The following is a 23197-nucleotide window of genomic DNA, read 5'->3' on the forward strand; positions in this document are numbered from 1 at the left end:
CGACTCCCCATGAGAATCAGATCGTTGCTGGCCGTCGTCGCGATGGCCGCCGCGGGCACCCTCACGGCCACCACCACCCACGCTGCTGCCACCTGCAACGGGTACGTCGGGCTCACCTTCGACGACGGCCCGTCCGGCAGCACCTCCGCCCTGCTCAGCGCGCTCAAGCAGAGCGGGCTGCGGGCCACGATGTTCAACGAGGGCCAGTACGCCGCCGCCAACCCGGCCCAGGTGCGGGCCCAGGTCGGCGCGGGCATGTGGGTCGCCAACCACAGCTACACCCATCCGCATCTGACCCAGCTCGGCCAGGCGCAGATCGACTCCGAGATCTCCCGTACGCAAACGGCCATCGCCGCCGCGGGCGGCGGCACCCCGAAGCTGTTCCGGCCGCCGTACGGCGAGACCAACGCGACAGTGAAGGCGGTCGCCGCCAAGTACGGGCTGACCCAGATCATCTGGGACGTCGACTCGCAGGACTGGAACAACGCCAGCACCGACGCCATCGTGCAGGCCGCGGGCCGCCTCACCAACGGCCAGATCATCCTCATGCACGACTGGCCCGCCAACACCCGCGCCGCGATCCCCCGCATCGCGCAGGGGCTGGCCGGTCGCGGCCTGTGCGCCGGGATGATCTCGCCGCAGACCGGCCGCGCCGTGGCCCCGTCCTGACAACGACGCTAGGCGTTGAGCGCGTCGATCAGCGCCTTCGTCACGTCCTCCGTCGTCGCCGTACCGCCCAGGTCGCGGGGCAGGAGCCCGGCCGCGGTCGTGGCCTCGATGGCCTGGTGCACGCGGGCCGCCTGGGCGGGCAGGCCCAGGTGGTCCAGCATGAGGGCCGCGCTGCCGACCGCGCCGATGGGATTGGCCAGGCCCTGGCCCGCGATGTCGGGGGCGGAGCCGTGGACCGGCTCGAACATGCTGGGGAAGCGGCGCTCGGGGTTGAGGTTGGCGCTGGCGGCCAGGCCCAGGCTGCCCGCGAGGGCGCTGCCGAGGTCGGAGAGGATGTCGGCGTTGAGGTTGGAGGCGACGACGACGGACAGGTCCTCGGGGTGGAGGACGAACTTCGCGGACATCGCGTCCACCAGCACGCTCTCCGTCTCCACGTCCGGGTAGTCGGCGGCGACGCGCCTGAAGACGTCGTCCCAGAGGACCATGCCGTACTGCTGGGCGTTGCTCTTGGTGACGGACGAGACCTTGCGGCGGGTGCGGGTGCGGGCCAGGTCGAAGGCGAAGCGGATGATGCGTTCGCAGCCGACCTCGGTGAACAGGGCGGACTGGACGGCGACTTCACCGCCCGGGCCGCGGGCGGAGAGGTTGCGGCCGCCGAGCCCCGCGTACTCGCCCTCGCTGTTCTCGCGGACGACGACCCAGTCCAGCTCGGTGGTGTCGGCCTTGCGCAGGGGGCTGGTGACACCGGGCAGGAACCGTACGGGGCGGACGTTGGCCCACTGGTCGAAGCTCTGGCAGATCTTCAGCCGCAGGCCCCACAGGCTGATGTGGTCGGGCACGGTGGGCCAGCCGACCGCGCCGAAGTAGAGGGCGTCGAATTCCTTGAGGCGGTCCAGGCCGTCGTCGTCGATCATCGTGCCGGTGCGCTCGTAGTAGCCGCAGCCCCAGGGGAACTCCTCCCAGGTGAGGGCGAAGGCGTCCGCGGTGTCACGGGAGTCCTCGGCCAGCGCGTCCAGGACGGCGCGCCCCGCGGCGACGACCTCCTTGCCCACGCCGTCGGCGGGGATCGCGGCGATACGGAACGTACGGGGAGCGGCGCTCATGGGTGCCTCCGGCTCGCTGTGGTGGGGTCGCTACGAGTCAACACAGGGCGGTCGCGGCGCGTCCAAGACCTGGTTTCGATGCGACGTATAGGCGCGGCCAATGGGTCGGGCGTCAGCCCTGGGAGGCCGTGTCGCGGGCCCGCCGCGCCGCCAGCGCACCGGTGAGGGAGAGGAAGGCGCGGGCCGCAGGGGTGAGGTGCGCGGGCAGGCTGACCATCGCCACGTGCAGCTGGGCGGTCGGTTCGAGCGGCGCCACCGCCGCGCCGCAGCGCCGGGCGAGCCGGGTCCAGGAGGAGGGCAGCACGGCGGCTCCGACGCCGGTGAGCACCAGCGGCAGGATCGACGTCCGGTGGTCCACGACCGTCACGATCTGCGTCCCCGTGCCGCCCGCGGTGATGTCGTCCACGATGCTGCGCATCAGGCTGCCGGTGCGGGAGGCGATGAGCTTCTGCCCGGCCAGGTCGCCGGGCCGCAGCGTGACCCCGTCCTCGATCGCCCCGCCGGGCGCGGCGACGACCACGAACGGCTGGTCCTCCACGGGCAGGACGTCCAGCCCGGACGGGTTCACGGGGCTCGCCGAGCCCAGCAGGCCCAGTTCGCAGGCGCCGCTGCGCACGAGGGACAGGACCTCGTCCGGGGTGAAGGCGGCCTGGGTGCTCACCGTCACGGACGGATGCAGCTCGGCGAAGCGGTGGATGAGCGTGGTGAGCGGTTCGATGCCGGGCGAGGGCATGGTGGCGACCTCGACCGTCCCGCCGTGCAGCCCGGCGAGCCCGGCGGCCCTGTCCCGTACGGCGGCCAGGTCCCGCAGCACGCGCCGGCTGGGCTCCAGCAGCTCCGCGCCCGCCTCGCTGAGGACGACGCCCCGGCCGACCCGGTGGAAGAGGGCCACCCCGAGATCGGCCTCCAGGGTCGCCATGGCCTGCGACAGCGAGGGCTGGGCGACGTGCAGGGCGGCGGCGGCCTTGCTGAAGCCGCCGTGGTCGACGATGGCGAGGAAGTACTCGAGCTGCCGGGCGTCCATGGGCCTCCCCGGTCGTCGGTTCCGATCCGCTGCCGGGTCAATCTATCGCCGCCGGGACCTGTCCCCCGGCCGAGGCCGAGGCCGGAGCCGCAGCAGGGGGCGCGACGGCGGGGCCGTCCTCCTCCCCCGCCAGAACCCTGCGCGCCCGCGCCACGTCCAGGTCGTTCTCCCAGCGCGCGACGAACAGCGTCGCGACGGCGTTGCCGAAGAAGTTCACCAGCGCCCGGCACTCCGACATGAACTTGTCGATGCCGAAGATCAGCATGATGCCCGCCGCGGGGACGTGTCCCGTCGTCGACAGCGTCGCGGTGAGCGCGATGAAGCCGCCGCCCGCGACGCCCGCCGCGCCCTTGGACGTCAGCAGCATCACGGCCAGCAGCCCGAGTTGCTGGGTGAGGGACAGGGGCGTGTCGGTGGCCTGCGCGATGTAGAGGGTGGCGAGCGAGAGATAGATGGCCGCGCCGTCGAGGTTGAAGCTGTAGCCGGTCGGGACGACCAGGCCGACCGTGGACCGTTCGACGCCCATGAACTGGAGCTTGCGCATCAGCCCCGGCAGGGCGGGCTCGGCGGTGGACGTGCCCAGGATCAGGAAGAACTCCTCCCTGAAGTAGCGGACCAGCTGGAAGATGTTCAGCCGTACGTACGCGGCGAGCACCCCGCCCAGCACCACCACGACGAACAGCGCGGAGGTGACGTAGAAGAGCAGGATCAGCGAGCCGAGGCTGGTCAGCGTGGACAGGCCGAACTTCCCGATGGCGTACGACATCGCGCCGAACGCGCCGAGCGGCGCGGCCTTCATGACGTACGACAGCACCTTGAACACGACCTCGGTCAGCCTGCCCGCGCCCGCGATGACCGGCTCGCCGATCTGCCCCACCGACTTCAGCGCGATCCCGAAGATCACCGCCAGGAAGATCACCTGGAGGATGTCGCCCTCGACGAACGGCCCGAAGAAGCTGTCCGGCACGATGTTCGTCAGGAACTCCCACCAGTGCTGGTGCGCGCCCGTCTCGATGTACTGGCCCGCGTCGCCCGAGGTGTCCAGCGTCGACGGATCGGCGTGGACGCCGTCGCCGAGCCGGAAGACGTTGATCGCGACCAGCCCCGTGAGCAGGGCGACGATCGTGCCCACCTGGAAGTACGTCAGCGCCTTGATTCCGGTGAGACCGACCTTCCTCAGATCGGCGACCCCGGCGATGCCGCCGATGATGGTCAGGAACACGATCGGCCCGATCAGCATCTTCATCGCGGTGATGAAGGTCGTTCCGATCGGCTCCATGTCGGTGGCCAGATCGGGCCACCGCCACCCGAGGACGACGCCGATCACGATCGCCGCCAACACCTGGACGTACAGCTGCCGGTACCACCGTTTCGCCGCGGCTCGCTCTCGGTCCGGGACATGCGTCATTGCAGCCTCCCTGATCGCGCGAGACCGAGCCCGATCGATCCCGCGCCAGCTTGCGCCACAGTGAACCGGGCCACAGCTCAGGGGGTCCACGACCAAAAATCGATGCCCCGTATAGGCGGGGCCTATCTGTTCGGCCAGCGGCAAGCGAGGGCGGCGCCACCGGGCAGAACCGATGACGCCGCCTTCTCCGTGGGTACTCGGTGGTCAGTCCTTGATCTCGGAACCGACGCGGAGAATCCCGACCCGGCCGCCCTGGGTACCGGGGCACTTACGCTTCGAGGTCTCAGCGTTCCCGACCCAAGGGCCGTAGAAGGTGACCTGCACGCCCCGGGAGTCCACGCAGACGATTTTCACCCGGTGCGCGCCGACCTGGCCCAGACCCGAGCAGTAGGAATAGCCAGTGGTGCCGCCCCTCGCCCACGCATTGCAGTCGGCGGAGCGAGTCGATACACCGCCGCTGTCATTCGCCATGGCATTCGGCGCGATGAGACTGGCACTCATGGCCAGTCCGGCGATGGCGAGGAAAGACTTCTTTCGATTCATGCAGGTGTCCCCGTGAGTTGATGGTCGCGGTGATGCGGGCTGTGCGATGGCCGTGGGTTCAGAACAGCTCGACCTGGTAGCCCGCCTTGTAGACGCCCACCCGGCCGCCCTCCGTACCGGGGCACTTGCGCTTGGACCACTCACCGCTCCTGCCCGGCTTCCACGGGCCGTAGAAGACGGCCTTCACGCCCCGGGAATCGATGCAGGTGACCTTGACCCGATACCGGTCGAACCTCGCCAGATCGGCGCACTTGGCATACCCGGTGGTCTGCGTGTTCTTCGACGTGCAGACGTACTTGACGTTCACGTCGTCGCCCGCGGCGGCAGCGGCGGGCGCGAGCGCGGTGCCTGCGGCCATGACGGCAGCCGCGAGGGCCGCGATGGAGCCGACTTTGCTCCTCATCCAGAATCCCCCGTTTTCAAGTTTTCCGGCCTGAACCTGATTTCAGGCTCGGCTTGTTGCGGTCGCGGAACTTTGTACATGCGCCTGTTCGCCGGGCGCAAGGGGTTTGCGCCACCCAATTCCAGGGGGCACCGGACTCCCGCCATATCGGGCAAAATCCCGCCTTTGCACTGCCATCGAGGACCAAGCGGAAACGCTTTGCCGACGCCCTGACTTCACCAATGGCGTCTGCTAGCTTTCCCGCCAAGCACGATCACTTTGATCAGGCTCAAACGGGGAGCAATTTTGAAGTTCAAGACCATCGGGGCGACCGTTGTCGCCTCCCTCGCGTCACTCGCGGTACTCGGCGGAACGCAATCGGCATCCGCCGCCGACTGGCTCACCGCAAAGGCGCCCACCTACAAGTCCGGAAAGGTCACCGCGAGCGCGACCATGCTCGGCCCGCAGCCCGCGGGCACGAAACTGTGCGTATCCCTCCTCGTGGCGCACCCCTACTACCCCGACATCGAGGTCGCCAACAAGTGCAAGACGACCCAGGCCGGGTCCGTGAGCGTCACCGCCAAGGTCGGCACCTGCGGTAAGTACTCGAGTTACGCCAGCGTCAAGCGGAACGGCGGGACTTCGGTTCGTAAGTCGAACGCCGCCATTTACTGCAAGTAGCAGCGGTCGGCGGGCCCCGTGATCAGGGGCCCACCGCCTTACTTCCGCCGACAGCGGGTCAGCCCGCGGCCTTGGCGATGATCCCGTCCATCTCGTCGCGCCCGAAGGCCCGCAGGGTCGTGCTGCGCACGTTGCCCAGGCCGCTGAGCTGGAGCGACGCCGCGGTGGCGGTTTCGTCGTCGGGCGCCTCGATGGTGTAGATGACGTCGTACCCGCCGACGGTCCAGTGGAAGTCCAGGAGCTTCACCCCCAGCTTGTCCAGTGCCGCCTTGAACGCCTCGTAGCGCTTCGCGGTGTCCCGGTAGGCGCGGACACCCTGATCGGTCCAGTTCAGCAGCACGACGAATTTCGGCATGGCCTTCACCTCCACGAAGGGGCACATCGCGAGGTCAATCGTGGGCACCGGGCGTGCGTCCCGCCCGTGGTGTGCACCCGTTCGGGTGACCCGCCGGGGAGTCCGCCGCCACCTCCGCCCAGACGGTCTTGCCGACCGGTACGCGAGGAGTCGTGCCCCAGCGCGTGGCCAGCAGGTCGACCAGGAGCAGTCCGCGACCCGCTTCGTCATCGGGCGAGGTGGTCGGGAGTCTGAGCGGAAGCCGTTCCTCCCGGGAGTCCGAGACCTCGATGCGGATCGTCTGCGCCGGGGTTTGGAGCGTCAGGCGGAGGCGGAAGTCCCGGCCGGGCACGCGGCCGTGGCGTACGGCGTTGGACGCCAGCTCCGCCACCAGCAGCGCCACCGTGCAGGACGTGTCCGACGCGGGCGGATAGCCCCACTCCGCCACGTGCCGTACGGCGCCCCGCCGGGCGAGCCGCACTCCCCGGGGCGTCGAGGGGAACTGCGCGGCGAGTTCCTGCGGCTTCGGCTCCTCGTCCGGCGTGGTTGTCGTCTTCAGCACGGTGTTGTCCATTTCCGTCCTTCGGCCTTTCGCTTGACTCGCAGCGTGCACGAGTCGTGACGTTCCGCACCCAAGGATCGTTTTGCGGGCCTACGCTCGAAAGGCCACGAAGCCTTACCTTCCAGGCTGTAAGGAACGGAAGTGATGTTTTGGCCAAAGAAATTGATCCGCGCGGGTCGATCGCGGGACTGTTCGGGTCGCGTGTCCGCAGACTCCGCCTGGCCGCCGGTCTGACCCAGGCCGAGCTGGGCAAGAAGACGCACGTGGTGAGCACCCGGATCACCCAGATCGAGCGGGCCTCCGGGGCGAAACCGACGAAAGCACTGAGCGAGGCACTCGATGTGGCGCTCGGGGCGGACGAGTTGCTGGTCGACCTGTGGCCGTACGTGTACCGGGAGGCGTTCCCGGACTGGTCGCAGGCGTTCATGGAGCGTTCGGCGCGGGCCGTCTCCATCAGGCAGTACGCGTCGCACGTGGTACCTGGTCTCTTACAGACCCCGGACTACGCTCGGGCCGTCTTGAGCGTCGGCCTGTCTCTCACCAGTGACGAGCAGTTGGAAGACCGGCTGGCCGCCCGGCTCAAGCGACAGGAACGGCTCACTTCTCCTGACCGTCCGGAGCTGTGGATCGTCTTGGATGAGGCGGTGTTGAGACGTCCGATCGGTGGCCGGGCCGTCATGCGGGAGCAGTTGGTCCGGCTGATGGAGGCAGCCCTGGAACCCCACATCACCGTGCAGGTACTGCCGTTCGACCAGGGCGAGCACAATGTCATGGGCGGCTCTATGACGGTACTCACGTCACCGGACGACTCAGAGGTGGTCTACACCGAGGGCGCCCATTACGGCCAACTCATCGAGGAACCGGACGACGTCAAGCGCTTCGCGCTGTCCTACGATCGGCTGCGGGCAGCATCCCTGCCTCCGCTCATGTCGCTCGACATGATCCGATCCGTGATGGAGGGCTATCACCGTGGAGCGAGTGTCCCGTCCCGATCTGAACGGCGTCGCTTGGCGCAAGAGCAGCTACAGCAACCAGGAGGGTGGCGACTGCGTGGAGGTGGCCGACGGCGTCACCGCCGTCGTTCCCGTCCGTGACAGCAAGAACCCTGACGGTCCAGTGCTGGTCTTCCCGGCGGGCTCCTGGGCTTCCTTCATCGGCGAGTTGAAGACCGGCGACCGGGTCTGAGCCTGCCGGGTACCGGTGGGCGTCGGTCTTCCGGGGGCACCGGATCCTCGTACGCGGGGGTCCGGTGAGCCGCGAACTCCCCCAAAGAACCGGGGTAAAGAACTCCCGCCCACCCACCCTTTCGGCGGCGATCACTCGTACGGGTGACCGGCTTGCGGGGGCGGCATGACGGTCGTTACGTTCGCCGCAACAACCGCAAAACGACGGCCCCCGCCGGGACGGCAATCCCGATCGAGGGCCTGACCGATCAGGAAGCAGAACCTTCCCGATGGCTGAGCCGCAGTCTAACGCGCACGCGCGCGCCGACGCCGGAGCACCGACCTCCGGCGTGATCCACATCCGCACCCGCCTCACCGCCGACTTCACCGTCATCGCCAACGACCTCGCGCAGCGACGCGGTAGCGCGGTCACCATCGGTGTCGCGGCCCACATCCTTTCACTGCCCGACGGCGCGCCCGTCAGCATCGCCGCACTCTGTGCGCACTTCACCGAGGGCGAGATCCTGATCTCGCGGGCCTTAAGGGAGTTGGAGTCCGCCGGTTACCTGGAGCGGCGGCGCGAGCGCGGGCCCGGCGGGGTGATCCGTACCCGTACCTACTTCTACGACGTACCGGGTCAGGGCCGGATGCCGCGCCCGGCCGCAAGGACAACCGCAGCGCCGAAGCCCGCACCCCCGGCGCCCGCACCCGCGCCGGAAGCCAGCCCGGCTGCCAGCCCGCCCTTGTCCGAGGCCGACGAACGGGCCGTCGCCATCCTGGCCTCGCTGCGCCTCGCCGACCCCCGCCTCGTCCTGTCCCGCCGCGAGGTCGCCGAACTCGCCCCCGCCGTCGAGCAATGGCTCACGGCCGGGGTGGGCCCCGCACAGATCACCGCCGCCCTCACCGCCCGGCTCCCCGACCGCCTGCTGACCCGCCCCGCCCGCATCCTCGCCTTCCGCCTCAGCGAACCGCCCCTGCCCGCGCCCACGCGACCCGCCGTCGCGCCCAAGGCACCGCCCGCCCTCCCCTGGCGCACCTGCGACGGCTGCGAACGCGCCTTCCGCGCGGCCAGTCCCGGCCGCCACTGCCGTGACTGCCGGACCGCCGATTCCGGCGAGGAGATGCGGGCGGCTTGCTGAGTCCGGGACCCGACACAAGGAGAGTAAGGCGATTGACACCTTGAGGATGGTGACTCGTATGGCAACCAAGAAGGTGACTGTCACCATCCCCGAGGATCTCCTTGAGGAGATTCGTTCGGAGGCATCTGAGCGAGGCATCTCGGCTTACGTCGCGGACGCGGTACGCCTCAAACGAGACCGCGACCGCCTCCTTGAGCTGGCCGAATGGCTGCAGCAAGAACACGGGCCAGTCACCGAGAGCGAGCAGGCCGCCGCGCTGGAGGAGCTGGACGAACTAGATGCCGAACACGAGCGCCGCTCTGCCACGAAGGGTTCCACAGGGGAAGCTGCGTGAAGGAGCGACGCACTCTCGCGGCTCAAGGCGAGGCTGAGGTCGCGACGTCCCCGATGACGCTCATCGAGGCGTACGACGCGAGAACCACCGAACGTGGAAGAGGCCCGTCAGGCGCGCCAGCTTCTGGCCGCCGCCGGGTTGCACGGCCACAAGCATGCGATCGACGCCGTGCTCGCCGTCGTCGCGAGCCAGCAGAAGGGCCAGGTAACCGTCTTCACCTCGGACGTGGACGATCTGGAGAAGCTGGTCCCCGACAGAATCGTCGTCAGAAAGGTCTGACCGCCCGCAAGGCATCCCGTTGCGCGGGAATCGGCTCAGACGACCACGACTCGGCGTCCGCGCGTGTGGCCGGCCTGGCTGTCGATGTGTGCCGCCGCGGCCTCGGTGAGCGGGTACGACTTCTCGATCGGGATGTGGAGCCTTCCCCGCGAGATGAGGTCGGCGGCCTCGGCGAGGGCTTCCGGCACGCTCCCGGCCACGCCGGAGAACCGGACCCCGAGCTCCGGCGCGGCGAGATCGGCGATGGAGATCACCTTCCGCGGATCCCCGGTCAGCTCGACGAGCTCGCGGATCACGCCCGAGCCGGCCAGATCGAGAGCCGCGTCGACATGGCCGAGTCGTCGCACCCGTTCGACCCAGCCCTCGCCGTACGTCGTGGCGGCGGCGCCCAGGCCGCGCAGATAGTCCTGGTTCGCGGCTCCGGCCGTGCCGACCACCGTGATGCCGCGGTCACGGGCGATCTGCAGTACCGCCGAGCCGACTCCCCCGGACGCACCGCTGACCAGCAGCGTCTGCCCGGGCCGCACGCCGGCCTCGCGGATGATGCGCAGTGCGGTCTCCACCACTGAGGGGTACCCGGCCGCCTCTTCGAACGTCAGCCCCTCGGGCATACGGGCCCAGGCCGACAGCACGGCGAACTCGGCATAGGTGCTGGAGCCTTCACCGAACACGTGGTCGCCGACCTCGACCCCTTCGACGCCCTCGCCGACCTCGTCCACCACCCCGGCGGCGTCCAGCCCGACTCCGGCGGGCAGCTCCGTCGGATGGGCCCCCAGGATCTGGCCTTCACGGATCCTCCAGTCGACGGGGTTCACACCCGCCGCCCGCACGGCGATGCGTATCCGGCCGGGGCCCGCGTGGGGCTCCTCGGCGTCTATGAGGTGCAGAACGTCCGGACCGCCGAACTCGGCGAAGCTCACCTTCTTCATGCGGCCGAACATAACACTAACGACTAGTCTTTTGGAACTGCTCCATTTTTGTTGCTGATAGTGTGAGCGCATGACCGTGCCGACCGGACGCCGTGAGCGCAAGAAGACAGCGACCCGCCAGAAGATCGCCGACACCGCCCTGCGGCTCTTCCTGGAGCGCGGGTACGACGCGGTGGGCATCCGTGACGTGGCCGCCGAGGCCGACGTGGCCGTCACCACGCTCTTCTCCCACTTCGCCTCGAAGGAGGCCCTGGTCTTCGAGCGGGACGACGACTTCGAGCAACGCCTCACGCGGGCGGTCAGCGACCGGGCACCTCACGAGCCGCTCATCCCTCCGCTGCGCCGAGAGATCCACGCCCTGGTGCGGCATTGCACGGCGGACAGCGCCGCCCCAATCTGGAGCATGATCGACGAATCGCCCGCCCTGCGGAGGTACGAGGAGTCGATGCGGCTGCGCCACGCGGAGACGCTGGCAACGGCCATCGCCGCCGACCCCGAACTGTCACAGACCGCGACGGCGAGCCGGACGATCGCGCGGTTCGTGCTCGACGCCTATGCGCTGGCCCGGGAGGCGGCCGATCCTGAGGCCGCGGTGGACGAGATCTTCCAGATGATCGAGGCCGCCTGGGAGGTCACCCGCCGCTGAGCGCGAGGGGTGCGATCACTCCGCCGATTTGGGCTGTTTGCGCTGGTTCGCGATGAAGCGCGCCTTCTTCTGGCGATTCCCGCACGTGTTCATCTCACACCATTTGCGGGTGCGGCTCTGACTGGCATCGAAGAAGGCGGCCTGGCAGGTCGGTGATGCGCACAAGGCCAACTTTCCGTCTCGTTCGCCCGCGAGGATGCTGATCGCATCGGCGGCGATCACGCTGAGGGCATCTTCCACGCAGGAAGCCGAGCTGAGCCGCCATTGCCGCTTGCCCTCGGGCGTCAGGATCGCGGCGGCCCGGCCCTCGGCGCTGCGGTCATTGATGACCTGGACAGCGGATGCCGGGAGAGGGTCCCGGAGCGCGGCCGCTGTCGCGGCGAGGTGAATCGACTCCCTCAGTTCCCGCGCGAGGTCGAGCTGGGCAGGGGTGCAGGAGTCCACGGCAAGGCCGTTCACCGCCAGCCAGTCGACGAGTCGGTGCGGCACGGGAATGCGCTCCACAGCGTCGCCGCACCGCTCCGTCAGCGTCGCCGTGAAGCTGGTCGCCAGCACGCTGCCGAGGCGGAATTCAGGGAAGCCAGCACGCATGGAACCACCTTAGCTGGTTGCCGGTCGGCATGGCGCCATGCTAGAACCGGCTTAGACGGTTCCACTATGGCCAGGAGGTCTCATGCCCCGTCCAACCAGCGATGTGCAAGCGTTTGAAGCCCACGCGACTGACGCCGACCTCGACGATCTGCGCGCACGACTGGCCGCGGCGCGGCTACCGGAGGCGGAGACGGTCCATCGCGCCGCGTCCGGCCCGCGCCGATGGGAACAGGGCGTTCCGCTCGCCGACCTCGTCGATGTCGTGGACTACTGGCGCACCGGGTACAAGTGGCGGTCGTTCGAAGAGCGCCTTGACCAGATCGGCCAGTTCCGCACGACCATCGATGGTCTGGGGATTCACTTCCTGCACCGCCGTTCCGCGCGCGCGGACGCCACTCCGCTGATCTTGACGCACGGCTGGCCGGGCAGCATTGCCGAGTTCATCGACGTAGTGGACGAGCTGGCAGATCCGGAAGACGCGGACGCCCCGGCGTTCCATGTCGTGGCCCCGTCGCTGCCGGGCTTTGGTTACAGCGACAAGCCGGCCACCACCGGGTGGGGAACCGAGAAGATCGCGGCCGCGTGGGTGGAGCTGATGGGACGGCTCGGCTACGGCACGTTCGTAGCCCAGGGCGGCGACTGGGGCGGCAACATCACCACGGTTCTCGGCGGCAGGTTCCCGGCGCACGTTCTCGGCATCCACACGACGTTCGCGGAGGGACCGCCCGGGCTGTCAACGGACGGGCTGACAGCGGTCGAGCGCGAGTGGGCCGAGGGCACCCGCCATTTCTGGCGCCACCGCGCGGCGTACGCGAAGCAGCAGGCCACCCGGCCGCAGACCATCGGCTACTCGCTCGTCGACTCACCGGTCGGGCTTCTCGCCTGGATCCTCGACAAGTTCGCCGAGTGGTCGGACACCGAGGACAGCCCGTTCGAGACGATTTCCAGGGACAGGATCCTTGACGACGTCACCCTCTACTGGCTGACGCGGAGCGGTGCGTCGGCGGCCCGCATCTACTACGAGAGCCACAACTCGATCGATCCCGAACTCCGGGTCGACGTCCCGTCAGCAATCACCATGTATCCCGCCGACGTCGAGAAGTGCCCGCGCCCCTGGGCGCAGGAGCGGTACCGGCAGATCGTCCGCTGGAGGTCTCCCGAGAACGGGGGACATTTCCCGTCGCTGGAGGTTCCCGAGTATTTCGTCAAGGATCTGCGAGAAGGACTCGCGGCGGTGCTGGCCGCCGGTCGGTGACCAGGTCAGACCGTCTTGATCGTGCTGCCGTCGATGACGTAGTCGGCACCGGTGATGTTTCCGGCCACGTCGGACAGCAGGAACGCGATCAGGGCCGCCACTTCCTCGGCCTCGGCCATGCGGCCGGTCGTGACGTTCTGGGCCTTCACCATCTGCTGGACGAATTCGGCGAGGCTCATGCCGGACGCGGCGGCCCACTGGGCGACCTGGCCGTCGGGGTCCTCGTAGACGGAGGTGCGGCCCAGACCGGGGGAGATCGTGTTCACGCGGACGCCCCGGGGGCCGAACTCCTCGGCGTGGACGGCCAGCCGCCATGGTTGCCGGTGAGTGATTCCACTGCCCCGCCCGCGTGTTGGAGCGGCAGAATTGCGGACATGGATGCGGGACTCGCGGCGCTGGTGGGGGCGGCTCTCGGGGCAGTTGCTTCGTTGGGGGCGGCGGCGGTCAGCGGGCGTGCCCAGGCGCGTTCCCAGCATGACCAGTGGCGTCGGCAGGTGCGGCGCGAGGCGTACACGCAGTACCTGGTCGCCCTCCACGATCGCGACGTGGCGGTGGACGACGTGCTGCGCGCGCTCGGTGCGGAGGCTCATGACCAGGCGGTCGTCGAGGGGCGGGTGGAGACGTTCGTCGCGCTGGCGCGCGAGGTGCACCGGGCTGCCGAAGTCGTGCTGTTGGAAGGGCCGCCGGGCGTGGGCGAGGCCGTGAACGGGGTGGCGGAGGCATCGAGTGCGCTCTCCGGCGTGATGCGGCGGATGGTGGACGACGCGCGCCACGGTGACGCCTCGCGCAGAGCTGAGGATTTGGCGCTCGCGGCGGAGAGGTCGGACGCGTTGTGGGAGGCGGTGAAGGAGTTTCGGGCGGTGGCAGGGGGTGTACTGGGGAACGGGGACTGACGCGGCGCGGGGGGAATGCGTTGGGCGGGGGCTCCGGGCGGGGTCAGAATCGTGGGGATGACCGAGAACCTGAACTCCCTTGCCCTGTACGTCCTCGTGCCCGAACCCGACGAGGAAGGGGCCGTGGCGCAGCTTCGCCCCGTCGTCGACGGGCGTGACGTCGTGGCCGAGGCGTTCGGCCGGGGGCCTTCGGCGGATCCGCTGCGGGCGTTGCGGGTGGGCAGCCCGCTGCGGGCGGTGGCGGGCACGCGGGAGATGCGGTGGGCGGAAGCGCGCTGCACCGAAGGGTGCTGCGGTGCGCTCTACGTGACCGTACGGCGGGACGGCGATCATGTGGTGTGGGGCGGCTGGCGCGATTCCTACGGGGGCGATGTCGCGCTCGGCGAATTCCGCTTCGACGCCCACGCGTACGACGCCGAGGTCGAGCGCGTCGCGACGGGCGACGGCTGGGAGTGGCCAGGGCATGCCGTCGCCCGGTTGCTGGACTCCGAGTTTCGCCGGCATCCGGAGTGGCTCGCGCGTTGGCAGTGCCAGTTCGACGCGGTGTGCTCGTGGCCCTGGGATCGGGAGCGGATCAGGTTCAGCTTCTTTCACCCCGAGTTCCCTCCGGCGGAAGACGGGGCGCCGTGGCTGCAGTTCATGGTGGTCGAGCCCGTCACGGGCGATGCGCCGGAAGAGCAGGTGAGGGCCTTCATGGAACGCGTTGCCGGGGAGGACCCACGTGACACGGCGACCGTCTGCGGCGGCTCGCGCGAGAGCGCGGAGCGGCTCGGTTATCCCTGGCCGCAGAGGCGCAAGAGGTCTCGTACGACATCAACTTGAGGAATCCGTGAACGCTATCGACGCGCTCGTCCAGCTGTGTCCGCCTCCTGCCGATCCGCCGCGTCCGATCGACTGGGGCGCGGTCGAGGACACCCTCGGCATGCGGTTGCCCGCGGACTACAAGCGGCTCGCCTCCGTCTACGGTCCCGGAGATTTCGCCGACTTCGTCAGCATCTGCCATCCGCATGGATACACCGAGTACAGCAATCTCACCGGCCGCATGCCCGGCATCATCCGCGAGTACGTCCAACGGGACTACGACCAGGGCAAGGCCCCTGTCCCCTGTCACCCGCGGCATCTGTTCACCATGGGCGGTACCGACAACGGCGACGACCTTTTCTGGATCACTGACCCTCAGGATGCCCCCGACACCTGGCGCATCACCGTGAGCGTGGACCGCGGGTTCGGCTGGTTCACCTTTGACGGGACGCTGACCGAGTTCCTCTTCTCGGTTCTGAGCGGCGAGACCGTGGTCCCCCAGTTTCCCGATGGACTCCTGGAGGGACAGGTGGCGTTCAAGCGCAGCGCCCCCACGCCCTGGGTGGCCGTAGATGTGAGGGCCAGGCCGCCTGTCGATACGGCGAGCATCCGGGAGTGGGGGCGGGCGCGTGGCTACGAGGTGCCTAGCCGGGGACGTGTTCCGCGCGAGGTTCTTGCTGCCTGGGAAGAGGCGCATCCCTATCCGCCGGGGTCATGACCGGCTGGCCTTGGAGGGGCCGAAGAACTCGATCTCGGCTATGGCCATCTGCTTCTTGTTGTCGGCTCCGTAGGCCGACTGGATGGTGAAGCGGACCGCGGTGACGTTCTGGGCGCGGAAGGGGCGGCGCTGGAAGCCCGCGCCCTGGTCGAGGTTGATCTCGCGGGTCGTGGTCTTGCCGTCGTCGGTGGTGATGCGGGCCTCGATGCGGTGCGGGAGGGCCGACTTGGTGAGGGTGTCACCGTGGCCGGACATCCCCGGCGTGATGCCGATGTCCAGCAGGCGTACCGGGTCCCGGAAGCGGGCCTCCAGCCACTCCCCCTGGGCGGACTGGGTAACGCCCGGGCCCCACCAGGAGTTGCTGACCACGTCGAACGCCTTGTCCGGGCCGTGCTCCGGGAACGAGCGGGACGCCTTGTAGGAGTCCGGCGCGAGCGGGGCGCGCTTGGCGAAGTGGTCGCGTACGGCGCTCACGGCCGTCGGGGTCTGGAACAGGGCCCAGCCCACCAGGGCCACCACGGTCGCGAGGACCACCCAGCGCAGGATGCGGCCGATCTGGTAGCGCAGGCGCGGGCGGTCGCCCGCCCAGGGCTGTTCCCGGTTGCGGTAGTCGAACATCCGCCGCCACCAGGGGAGGCGGGTCGGGTTCTCCGGGCCCTCGGCCATCGGCATGGCGCAGCGGGCGCAGAAGTGGCGGTCGGGGCGGTTCGCGGTGTGGCACCAGGGGCATGCGATGCCGCCGTGGTTCTCCGGCGTGACCGGGGCGCGTACCTCGGGGCGGGCGGGCGCCGGGCGGCCCGGCAGGACCGGGACCACGGACGGGGGGCGTTCGGGTTCGCCCTGCGGCTCGGCCACGGGGATGAGGAGGGCGCGGACCCGGTCCGTGTTGGATTCGGGGGCGGGGGGCCCTTGGGCGCCGTGGGGCGAGGGGCCCTGGGGCGGGGCGCTGCTTGGGGTGGGAGTGCCTTGGGGGGTGGCCCGGGGTACGGGGCGGGTCGGGTCGGTGGCGCCGGCGGGCTCGCCGGTGCGGGGCCAGTCGTCGGCGTTGGCCGTGTCGGGGCGGCCGGGCGTGGCGGGGTGGGCGCCTCCCGTGGCGCCTGCCGGGGTGGTCTGGGCCGTGGACCCCGGCTGGGCCGAGCCCCGCGGGGCCTGGGTGCCGCCGGTTGCCGGGTGGTGGGGGCCTGGTGCGCCACCGCTCGGTGTGCTCTGCGGCCAGGGGGCGGGGGCGCCACCGGGGCGGGACGCAGGGTCCTGGTCCGGGCGCGCGCCCGTCGCCGAGGCGGCGGGGTGCCAGGCCGGGGCGCGATCTCCGGGCTGGCCCGCAGCCTGGGCGGTGTGGGGCGTGGGCCCGCCCGCGGGGTGCGGCGTGGTGTCCCCGGCGCCGGGCGGCGGTGGGCCCGGGTCGGTGCTGGGCGCGGGTCTGCGTTCGGGGTGGGTCGGGGGGCGGTCGGGGGTCCAGCGGAGGACCGCGTTGCAGCCTTCGCAGAAGGACTGGCCCGGCTCGTACCGCGTGCCGCACTCGTCGCAGGTCAGGGTGGTCGGCTGGTCGGTGCCGCCGTCGCCGCCCGAGGACTGCCTGGAGGTCATGACTGGGTGGTCCTTTCCGCAGCGGTCACCTGGACCGTGTAGGGCACATGGGCGGGGCGGGCGGCGGCCACGAGTTCGGCGAGGCGGTGTTCGTCGGCCGGGGTCGGGGACGGCAGGCGCAGGGTGACGTGCAGCCGGGGGCGGGGCTGGCCCGGGAACGAGCCGCGGGGGCGGGCACTCCACGTCGCGCCCCCGCTCTCGGTGATCTCGGGTTCGACGCCGAAGGCGAGCCGTACCGTCTCGGCCAGGCCGTAGCGGGTGCCGCGGACGCGGTGCAGGTACGCGGCGGCGGCGACCGCGGCGCGCAGCCGGGCCTCGCCCTCCGGCTGGTCGTCCTCGATGCCGTCGGTCTCGGCGCCGATCCACCAGCCGAGCCAGCGGGTGAAGTCGGCGGGGGCGAGGGCGGGGCTGAAGTAACTCTCCTGGCAGTCCAGGACGTTGAGGATGGGCGCCAGGACCTCGTCCAGACCGGCGATGAAGCGCTGCGCGAGGTCGTCGTCGGCGAAGACGGCGGGCAGCATCATGCCGAGCGGGGACGAGGATTCGAGGCCGTCGATGGATCCCCTCATGGCGTGGCTCCGTTCGCGTTGCTCATGCCGTGTCCCCGATCACCCGGACGCGGTGGTCGTAGGAGAAGACCAGGGACGGCGGGTCGAGGTCGATGCGGTCGGTGCGGTCGCCACGTTTGCCGGTCAGGGGGTCGGCGGCGTGCAGCCGTACCTCGTCGACGAGTTCGACGCCGGGCACGCGCTGGAGCACCGCGAAGATCTCGCCCGCCTGGACGGGGCGGCCGAAGGGCCAGCCGGTGCCGTCGGCGCCGCCGGTGAGGGGGTCGAGGTGGCGGTAGAGGGCGTCGTGGGCGTCGCGCCGTACGCGGTCGGCGTCGGCGCCGCGGAAGGCGTGGACGGTGGAGACGACGGTGACGCCCTGGTAGTACGGCGGGCCGACGGCCAGCCGGGTGCCGATGAGCCGCCGTTCGTCGAGGTAGCGGGTGATCCGCTGGAGGAGCGCGTCGGCGGGGACGAGCTGTTCGAAGCGGAGCCGGCCGCCGGGGTCGGGGACGGCGTGGGGGACGACGAGGACGCGTACCGCGTACGAGCCGTACTCCTCGACCTCGCCCTCCAGGCAGGTGATGCGGGCGGTCTCGGGGGCGGCGCGGCGGGCGAGTTCCTCGTAGTCGCGCAGGGTGACGGCGCGGTCCTGGGCGCGCAGGGTGATGGGGGCGCGGGCCTTGGCCTCCTCGACGGTCTCGCCGTCGACGCCGCCCTGGGCGGCCTCGCGGTTGACGACCTCGGCGACGTACGGGACGGAGTCGCGCAGGGTGCGGATGGCACCCCGCGCGACATTGCCGGTGCGCCCGCCGCCGGTGCGGTAGCGGCGGGCGCGGATCACGGCGCCCTTGGGCGGGACGGCACCGTACTGGCGCAGGGTGCCGTCGGGTTCGCGGACGGCGGGCCCGAAGGCGATCTCGCCGGTGGCCGCGTCGAGGGTGAGGTGGCGGTCGTACGGGCCGGAGGCGGCGAAGTGCGGGACGACGTCCCAGTCGGTCCAGCCGTTGTCCTCCGCGTAGTCGGCCACCTGGAGGTGGAGCGGGGGCAGGTCACCGACGACGGGGGCGTGGGCGAGCCGCAGCCGCTGGCCTGGCAGCCCGGTGGACTCGCCCAGGGCCTCGTCGTACACCGTCTCGGCGTGGACGGCGGGCACGGTGCCGCCCATGGTGAACGCCTCGGCGGAGCGCACGGTGGGCGAAGTGGAGTAGAAGGGCTGGCCGCTCTCGGGCTCGGTGACCCGGCAGCGCAGCCAGCCCGCCTCCTTGCGGCCGGTTCGGGAGAGGATGTGCCCGGCGGGGACGTGCAGGACGACGTCGCCTGGGCGGTTGAGGCCGCCGGTGGTGTCCTGGTCGACCTCGCACTCCGTCCAGCCCTCGGCGGTCCACGCCTCCCAGACCAGCGGCGGCTGCCGCGGGTCGACGCCGACGCCGTCGACGCGGCTGTCGAGCCGCAGCGCGACGGCGCAGTGCGGGACGGCGGCGGTGAGCCCGAGCAGCATGCAGTCGCCGGGCGCCGGGGCCTCGGCGAAGCACAGCACGTCGGTGCCCTCGACGAGGTCCGTGGTGCGGTCGGTGACCTGCTGCCCGCCGTGCTGTACGGCGAGGTGGCGCAACTCGCATGGCACGACGGTGAGTTCGCGCTCGGTCGAGAAGACGACGGAGTCCTCGCTGTCGGCGCGCACGGTGGCGGTCTCGGTGCCCACGGGGACCCGGACCGGCTCCTCCTGCGGGGCGGACAGCCAGAACGTGACGTCGGTGCGCGCGGCGGACGGCGGGAAGAGGGTGATGCCGACGAGGTCGAGGAAGGCCAGGTGGTTCTTCTCGGGGATCCGGTTGAGCCGGTACACGATCTGGTCGGCCATGTGCGCGACGGTCTCCACCAGGGTGACACCCGGGTCGGACACGTTGTGGTCGGTCCACTCCGGGGCGCGCCGCTGGATGTAGCGCTTGGCGTCGTCGACGAAGTGCTGGAAGCGCCGGTCGTCGAGGTTCGGGGAGGGCAGTGCCATCAGCGATCGCTTTCGGTGGCCGGTCCGCCGCCGTCACCGGCGCTGTCATCGGCGGACGAGGACGGATCGGAGTCGTCGTGGGAGGGGATGACGTAGAACGGGAAGACCAGGTTGCGCGGGTTGTTGGTGCCGCGGATGACGTAGCGGACGTCGATGTAGAGCACGCCCTGGTCGTCGCCCGCGGTCACCTCCACCTCGCGCACCTCGATACGCGGCTCCCAGCGGTCGAGGGTGGTGAACACCTCGTGCTGGATGCGGCCCGCGGTGGCCTCGTTGACCGGTGCGAAGACCAGGTCGTGGATGGCGCAGCCGAACTCCGGGCGCATGGGCCGCTCGCCGGGGGCGGTCGCGAGCACGAGCCGGATGGCCTCCTCGATCTCCCGCTCGCCGCTGACCAGGGCGATGCCTCCGGTCGGGCTGATACGGAGGGGGAAGGACCACCCGGAGCCGACGAACTGCCCGGCCATCAGACCACCACCGGGATGTGACCGTTGATCGTGGCGAGGCCGGTCAGCGCGACCGAGGTGCCCCCGATGGTGACGACACCGGGGGTCATCATCGTGAACGTCGCGGGCAGGACGTTGACCGCCCCGGCCGTCACGCTCAGGGCGCCGGTCTGGATCGAGCCGGTGCCGCCCTTGATGTTGAAGGCGGCGCCCGCGGTGGCGGACAGGGCGCCGCCCGCCGTGATGTTCAGCGCTCCCCCGGCGTTCAGGTTCATGGTGCCGCCCGCCCGCAGGCTCAGATTGCCGCCCGCCTGGACGGACACCGCCCCGGTGCCCTTGATGACGACCGTGCCCTTGCTGTCCACGGTGATCTCGGTCCTGGTGCGGTCCAGGTTGATGGTGAGCCGGTCGTTTCCGGTGCTCAGCCGCACCCCGCGCTTGCCGATCTTCTGGCTGAGCAGGTCCAGCCGGTTGTTCTCGCGGTCGGCGATCGTGTGCCGGGTCGCCTTGCCCTTGAGGGCGTCGTGCAGCGGTACGTCGCCCGGCTTCGGCTTGTCCTTGCCGTTGTAGAGGCCGCCGATGACGAACGGATGGTCCAGGGCGCCGCGGTCGAACGCCACCAGCACCTCGTCGTTGACGTCCAGCGGGAAGACGCTGCCGCCGCCCACCCCGGCCCACTGCACGGTACGGGTCCAGTCGCTCACGTAATCCGGGTCCAGCCAGGGGAACTTCAGCTTCACCCGGCCCTGCTTCAGCGGGTCCTTCACGTTGGTGACGATCGCGTTCGCTACGGACGGCATGCGGGAGGCCCCGGCCTGGGTGCCGCCGGAGGCGAGCCCGTACAGGGAGCGCCACTGGCGGCCGCTGACCGTCACCAGAGTCGTGTACGGCTTGTGCCTGTCGAAGACGTGGCGGACGCCGGTCATCGTGTACTTGCCGTCGAAGGGCTTGCCGACGTCCCGCAGCGTCACCGGGATGTCGGCGCGCAGCTTGGGGTTGCCGTGGACGGTCACCTCCAGCTCGGCGAAGGCCGACGTGACGTCGTCCGCCAGGGCTTGGGCGGCCCGGCCGACCTCGCCCTGCTGGTCGTACGGGAACGAGGCGTCGACCAGCTTGATCGCCTTGAACTTCGCCGTCCCGGCGCCCGGCTTGGTGCCGTTGGCCAGGGCCGGGTTGCCCGTGGTGGGTGCCTGGGCGGTGATGGGCTTCTTGGCCTGCACGTTCCAGCCGCGCGCCTGCACCTGGGGCACCTGGTCGGCCGAGGTGACGGAGGCCCGGCAGCGCAGGACGTCACGGCTGCCGTGGAGGACGAACGGGCTCTTGTCGCCGTCCGTGGTCAGCGGGGGTGCCCCGGAAGCGCTCTTGCGGCTGACGAACTGGAACTTCCCCTTCGCGTCCAGGAACATCACCTTCTTGTTCTCCTCGGCGAGCCGGACGAGGAAGTCCCAGTCGGTGACGTTGTCCTGGGTGATGAACTCGTAGGTGGTCTTCGTCGGTTCGATCTTGCCCGGGGTGATTCCGCTCTTCCCGATCAGCCGCTTGGCGATGTCGGAGGCCCTCATGCCGGTGTATCCGGCCACCCGGCGCTGGCGCAGCATGCGGTGGCCGAGGTCGTAGCCGCGGACGACGGTGAACGCGCCGGTGGCGTCGTAGTCCGTCTCCAGCCCGGTGACCTCGCCGGTGAACAGCGGATCCTGCACCCCCTTGCCGTTGGCGACGGGCGCCAGCACGGCCTTGGTGCCGATGTCGACGCCCGCCAGTCCCAGCATCGTCCGCTTCTCGTCGCGGAAGGTGAGCTGGAACGCGGCGGGCACCCCCGCCCCGAAGTCCACCCATGCCTCCGCCAGATGCGGCGCGACCTTGATGGGGTGCAGCGGGGTGCCGTCCAGCTCGATGTGGATGATGCTGGAGTACGAGATCGGCGGCATCAGGCGGTCACCTCCTCGACGGCGGGCAGGATGAGTTCGGTGCCGGGGGCGAGGCGGGCCGGGTCGTCGATGCCGTTCGTCTCGGCGATCACCCGCCAGACGGTGGCGTCCCCGTACTCGCGCCACGCCAGCGACTGGAGCGAATCGCCCGCCACGAGGCGGTGGACGCGGCGCGCGGTGAGCGCGCCGGACGTCGGGTTCTGCCCCTTCGTCTTGCTCGGTATCTCGTGCAGGCTCACCTGGCAGGTGGCCCGGATCGGCACGCCGGTCGTGCCGAAGAGGGAGTACGTGACGTCCACGGACTCCACGTACGCGGTGAAGCGGGCCGTGGAGAACGACCCCCACTGGAACACCACCCACGGCGTGGACGGCTGCTTCGCGGCCAGGCTGGCCGCCGTCACCTCGCAGCAGAAGAACAGCGCCTCGACCTTCTTCAGCACCTCGTTGCTGTCCGGCTGGTCGGACGAGTCGAGGAAGATGTCCAGGCTCAGCTGACGCGGCTCGGGCCCCATGAACTCCGGCTGCGAACCGTCGCGGACGGCCGGGCTCGGGGAGTACTTCCAGTCCGTGCGGCGGCTCATCGTCAGCTGGGCGGGGTTGAAGTCGAACGCGAAGTTCTTGATCAGCCCGCCGGGGGTGGTGCTGTGGCCGACCGGGGGCTCGTGGATGGCGAGGGACGCGCGGACGAGGCTCTTGCCCGCGCCGCCCTTGGCTCCGCCCTTGCCGCCGCCTTTGCCTCCGGGGTTTCCGCCCTTGGTGGCCACCTACGCCGCCCCCGCATCCGTGAACCCGTGGTGGGTGATCTCCAGGACCTCCGTGGCCACCGCCGGGCTCGCCGGATCGAGCGACGGCCCCTGCCACCGCACCGGCAGCACATCGAGCAGCCCCCACTGCGCCACCACCGAACCGTCCGCGCGCAGCGCGGCGATCTGCCCGGTGGGGCGGGTGACGCCCGTCGTGACGGACGACACCCAGGCCGCCACCTTCGACGTGTCGGGCGTGAGGGGGCGGGTCAGCCGGATGCTGGAGTAGGTGACGCGGGACGGCAGCTGCCAGACGAAGCCGTTGTTGCCGCCCTCCTGGTGGTGCTCGATCTCCACCTCGGACGACAGACCCTCGCAGCCGTTGAAGTACCCCAGGCTCTCGCCGTCGATGGTGAGGGTGAAGAAGATCGTGGACCCCGGGTCGAGATCACTGGGCATCGCGGGCGGCCTTCTTTCTTA

Annotated in this window: 28 protein-coding genes and 1 pseudogene; 12 read left to right on the top strand and 17 right to left on the bottom strand. The window is 70.3% G+C overall.

The features are described from left to right. The first annotated feature begins 9 nt into the window (after window positions 1-9). The gene (locus tag ACH4TL_RS04895; protein ID WP_398312073.1) at window positions 10-669 is read left to right on the top strand and encodes a polysaccharide deacetylase family protein; all 660 of its coding nucleotides are present in this window, start codon (window positions 10-12) and stop codon (window positions 667-669) included. A gap of 8 nt (window positions 670-677) precedes the next feature. Here ACH4TL_RS04895 and ACH4TL_RS04900 read toward each other — a convergent pair whose 3' ends face one another. The 5 genes from ACH4TL_RS04900 to ACH4TL_RS04920 all read right to left on the bottom strand — a co-directional run bounded on the left by ACH4TL_RS04900 (window position 678) and on the right by ACH4TL_RS04920 (window position 5150). After that, the gene (locus ACH4TL_RS04900; RefSeq protein WP_398312070.1) at window positions 678-1772 is read right to left on the bottom strand and encodes a tartrate dehydrogenase; all 1095 of its coding nucleotides are present in this window, start codon (window positions 1770-1772) and stop codon (window positions 678-680) included. Between the two features lie 112 nt (window positions 1773-1884). After that, on the bottom strand, window positions 1885-2796 hold the full coding sequence (locus tag ACH4TL_RS04905; protein ID WP_398312067.1) for a LysR family transcriptional regulator: 912 nt from the start codon (window positions 2794-2796) through the stop codon (window positions 1885-1887). A 37-nt stretch (window positions 2797-2833) separates the two neighbouring features. Further along, window positions 2834-4204, bottom strand: coding sequence for a C4-dicarboxylate transporter DctA (dctA, locus tag ACH4TL_RS04910; protein WP_398312064.1), 1371 nt, complete (start codon window positions 4202-4204; stop codon window positions 2834-2836). Between the two features lie 204 nt (window positions 4205-4408). Then, window positions 4409-4747, bottom strand: coding sequence for a hypothetical protein (locus ACH4TL_RS04915; RefSeq protein WP_398312061.1), 339 nt, complete (start codon window positions 4745-4747; stop codon window positions 4409-4411). 58 nt (window positions 4748-4805) lie between these two features. Next, a complete protein-coding gene (locus ACH4TL_RS04920; protein ID WP_398312058.1) occupies window positions 4806-5150 on the bottom strand; it encodes a hypothetical protein in 345 nt (114 codons plus the stop codon). A 285-nt stretch (window positions 5151-5435) separates the two neighbouring features. Between ACH4TL_RS04920 and ACH4TL_RS04925 the strand changes: the two genes are divergently transcribed. Further along, window positions 5436-5810, top strand: a complete 375-nt coding sequence (locus ACH4TL_RS04925; RefSeq protein ID WP_398312055.1) for a hypothetical protein — start codon at window positions 5436-5438, stop codon at window positions 5808-5810. Window positions 5811-5868: 58 nt separating this feature from the next. Here the strand turns inward: ACH4TL_RS04925 and ACH4TL_RS04930 are convergent, their stop codons facing one another. Together ACH4TL_RS04930 and ACH4TL_RS04935 are read right to left on the bottom strand one after the other, a co-directional pair. Further along, a complete protein-coding gene (locus ACH4TL_RS04930) occupies window positions 5869-6165 on the bottom strand; it encodes a GYD domain-containing protein (RefSeq protein ID WP_398313664.1) in 297 nt (98 codons plus the stop codon). A 34-nt stretch (window positions 6166-6199) separates the two neighbouring features. Next, window positions 6200-6718 carry an ATP-binding protein gene (locus tag ACH4TL_RS04935; protein ID WP_398312052.1) on the bottom strand — a complete coding sequence of 173 codons (519 nt, stop codon included), beginning with the start codon at window positions 6716-6718 and terminating at the stop codon, window positions 6200-6202. Between the two features lie 167 nt (window positions 6719-6885). Between ACH4TL_RS04935 and ACH4TL_RS04940 the strand changes: the two genes are divergently transcribed. The 5 genes from ACH4TL_RS04940 to ACH4TL_RS04960 all read left to right on the top strand — a co-directional run bounded on the left by ACH4TL_RS04940 (window position 6886) and on the right by ACH4TL_RS04960 (window position 9621). Further along, the gene (locus ACH4TL_RS04940; RefSeq protein ID WP_398313662.1) at window positions 6886-7800 is read left to right on the top strand and encodes a helix-turn-helix domain-containing protein; all 915 of its coding nucleotides are present in this window, start codon (window positions 6886-6888) and stop codon (window positions 7798-7800) included. Beyond that, the gene (locus tag ACH4TL_RS04945; RefSeq protein ID WP_398425159.1) at window positions 7763-7891 is read left to right on the top strand and encodes a DUF397 domain-containing protein; all 129 of its coding nucleotides are present in this window, start codon (window positions 7763-7765) and stop codon (window positions 7889-7891) included. The genes ACH4TL_RS04940 and ACH4TL_RS04945 overlap by 38 nt, the downstream gene beginning before the upstream one ends. Window positions 7892-8159: 268 nt before the next feature. Beyond that, a complete protein-coding gene (locus tag ACH4TL_RS04950) occupies window positions 8160-9008 on the top strand; it encodes a hypothetical protein (RefSeq protein WP_398312046.1) in 849 nt (282 codons plus the stop codon). A 58-nt stretch (window positions 9009-9066) separates the two neighbouring features. Beyond that, a complete protein-coding gene (locus ACH4TL_RS04955; RefSeq protein ID WP_398312043.1) occupies window positions 9067-9342 on the top strand; it encodes a CopG family transcriptional regulator in 276 nt (91 codons plus the stop codon). A gap of 93 nt (window positions 9343-9435) precedes the next feature. Then, complete coding sequence (locus tag ACH4TL_RS04960) at window positions 9436-9621, top strand: hypothetical protein (RefSeq protein WP_398312040.1); 186 nt, start codon at window positions 9436-9438, stop codon at window positions 9619-9621. Between the two features lie 35 nt (window positions 9622-9656). On the opposite strand, the gene ACH4TL_RS04965 is transcribed toward ACH4TL_RS04960, so the two are convergent. Further along, window positions 9657-10550 carry an NADP-dependent oxidoreductase gene (locus ACH4TL_RS04965; protein ID WP_398312037.1) on the bottom strand — a complete coding sequence of 298 codons (894 nt, stop codon included), beginning with the start codon at window positions 10548-10550 and terminating at the stop codon, window positions 9657-9659. A gap of 70 nt (window positions 10551-10620) precedes the next feature. On the opposite strand from ACH4TL_RS04965, the gene ACH4TL_RS04970 reads away from it, so the two are divergent. After that, the gene (locus tag ACH4TL_RS04970) at window positions 10621-11196 is read left to right on the top strand and encodes a TetR/AcrR family transcriptional regulator (RefSeq protein ID WP_398312034.1); all 576 of its coding nucleotides are present in this window, start codon (window positions 10621-10623) and stop codon (window positions 11194-11196) included. 15 nt (window positions 11197-11211) lie between these two features. Here the strand turns inward: ACH4TL_RS04970 and ACH4TL_RS04975 are convergent, their stop codons facing one another. Beyond that, window positions 11212-11787, bottom strand: a complete 576-nt coding sequence (locus ACH4TL_RS04975) for a CGNR zinc finger domain-containing protein (protein ID WP_398312031.1) — start codon at window positions 11785-11787, stop codon at window positions 11212-11214. A gap of 82 nt (window positions 11788-11869) precedes the next feature. Between ACH4TL_RS04975 and ACH4TL_RS04980 the strand changes: the two genes are divergently transcribed. After that, window positions 11870-13042 (top strand): epoxide hydrolase, encoded by a 1173-nt coding sequence (locus ACH4TL_RS04980; RefSeq protein ID WP_398312028.1) that lies wholly within the window; start codon window positions 11870-11872, stop codon window positions 13040-13042. Between the two features lie 5 nt (window positions 13043-13047). On the opposite strand, the pseudogene ACH4TL_RS04985 reads toward ACH4TL_RS04980, so the two are convergent. After that, window positions 13048-13338, bottom strand: a pseudogene (locus tag ACH4TL_RS04985) (SDR family oxidoreductase); the annotation flags it as partial. A 78-nt stretch (window positions 13339-13416) separates the two neighbouring features. On the opposite strand from ACH4TL_RS04985, the gene ACH4TL_RS04990 reads away from it, so the two are divergent. Genes ACH4TL_RS04990 through ACH4TL_RS05000 form a run of 3 tightly spaced genes read left to right on the top strand, consistent with a single transcriptional unit; the run spans window position 13417 to window position 15454 of the window. Continuing rightward, complete coding sequence (locus ACH4TL_RS04990; RefSeq protein ID WP_398312025.1) at window positions 13417-13935, top strand: proline dehydrogenase; 519 nt, start codon at window positions 13417-13419, stop codon at window positions 13933-13935. A 57-nt stretch (window positions 13936-13992) separates the two neighbouring features. Next, a complete protein-coding gene (locus ACH4TL_RS04995) occupies window positions 13993-14757 on the top strand; it encodes a hypothetical protein (protein ID WP_398312022.1) in 765 nt (254 codons plus the stop codon). A gap of 7 nt (window positions 14758-14764) precedes the next feature. Then, on the top strand, window positions 14765-15454 hold the full coding sequence (locus ACH4TL_RS05000) for a histone-like nucleoid-structuring protein Lsr2 (RefSeq protein ID WP_398312019.1): 690 nt from the start codon (window positions 14765-14767) through the stop codon (window positions 15452-15454). Here ACH4TL_RS05000 and ACH4TL_RS05005 read toward each other — a convergent pair. Genes ACH4TL_RS05005 through ACH4TL_RS05035 form a run of 7 tightly spaced genes read right to left on the bottom strand, consistent with a single transcriptional unit; the run spans window position 15449 to window position 23176 of the window. Then, window positions 15449-17041, bottom strand: coding sequence for an NADase-type glycan-binding domain-containing protein (locus tag ACH4TL_RS05005; RefSeq protein ID WP_398312016.1), 1593 nt, complete (start codon window positions 17039-17041; stop codon window positions 15449-15451). The genes ACH4TL_RS05000 and ACH4TL_RS05005 overlap by 6 nt on opposite strands. Continuing rightward, window positions 17038-17610 carry a phage tail protein gene (locus tag ACH4TL_RS05010; RefSeq protein WP_398312013.1) on the bottom strand — a complete coding sequence of 191 codons (573 nt, stop codon included), beginning with the start codon at window positions 17608-17610 and terminating at the stop codon, window positions 17038-17040. Before ACH4TL_RS05010 ends, ACH4TL_RS05005 begins: the two co-directional genes overlap by 4 nt. A 22-nt stretch (window positions 17611-17632) precedes the next feature. Then, a complete protein-coding gene (locus tag ACH4TL_RS05015; RefSeq protein ID WP_398312010.1) occupies window positions 17633-19600 on the bottom strand; it encodes a putative baseplate assembly protein in 1968 nt (655 codons plus the stop codon). Beyond that, window positions 19600-20067, bottom strand: coding sequence for a GPW/gp25 family protein (locus tag ACH4TL_RS05020; RefSeq protein WP_398312007.1), 468 nt, complete (start codon window positions 20065-20067; stop codon window positions 19600-19602). The genes ACH4TL_RS05015 and ACH4TL_RS05020 overlap by 1 nt, the downstream gene beginning before the upstream one ends. Continuing rightward, complete coding sequence (locus ACH4TL_RS05025) at window positions 20067-21974, bottom strand: VgrG-related protein (protein ID WP_398312005.1); 1908 nt, start codon at window positions 21972-21974, stop codon at window positions 20067-20069. Before ACH4TL_RS05025 ends, ACH4TL_RS05020 begins: the two co-directional genes overlap by 1 nt. Further along, the gene (locus tag ACH4TL_RS05030) at window positions 21974-22738 is read right to left on the bottom strand and encodes a peptidase M23 (protein ID WP_398312002.1); all 765 of its coding nucleotides are present in this window, start codon (window positions 22736-22738) and stop codon (window positions 21974-21976) included. Before ACH4TL_RS05030 ends, ACH4TL_RS05025 begins: the two co-directional genes overlap by 1 nt. Further along, window positions 22739-23176: a phage tail protein gene (locus tag ACH4TL_RS05035; RefSeq protein ID WP_398311999.1), complete on the bottom strand. Its 438-nt coding sequence runs from the start codon at window positions 23174-23176 to the stop codon at window positions 22739-22741. Window positions 23177-23197 lie beyond the last annotated feature (21 nt).

This window comes from Streptomyces sp. NPDC021115, from assembly GCF_044333065.1.
Lineage (GTDB): Bacteria > Actinomycetota > Actinomycetes > Streptomycetales > Streptomycetaceae > Streptomyces.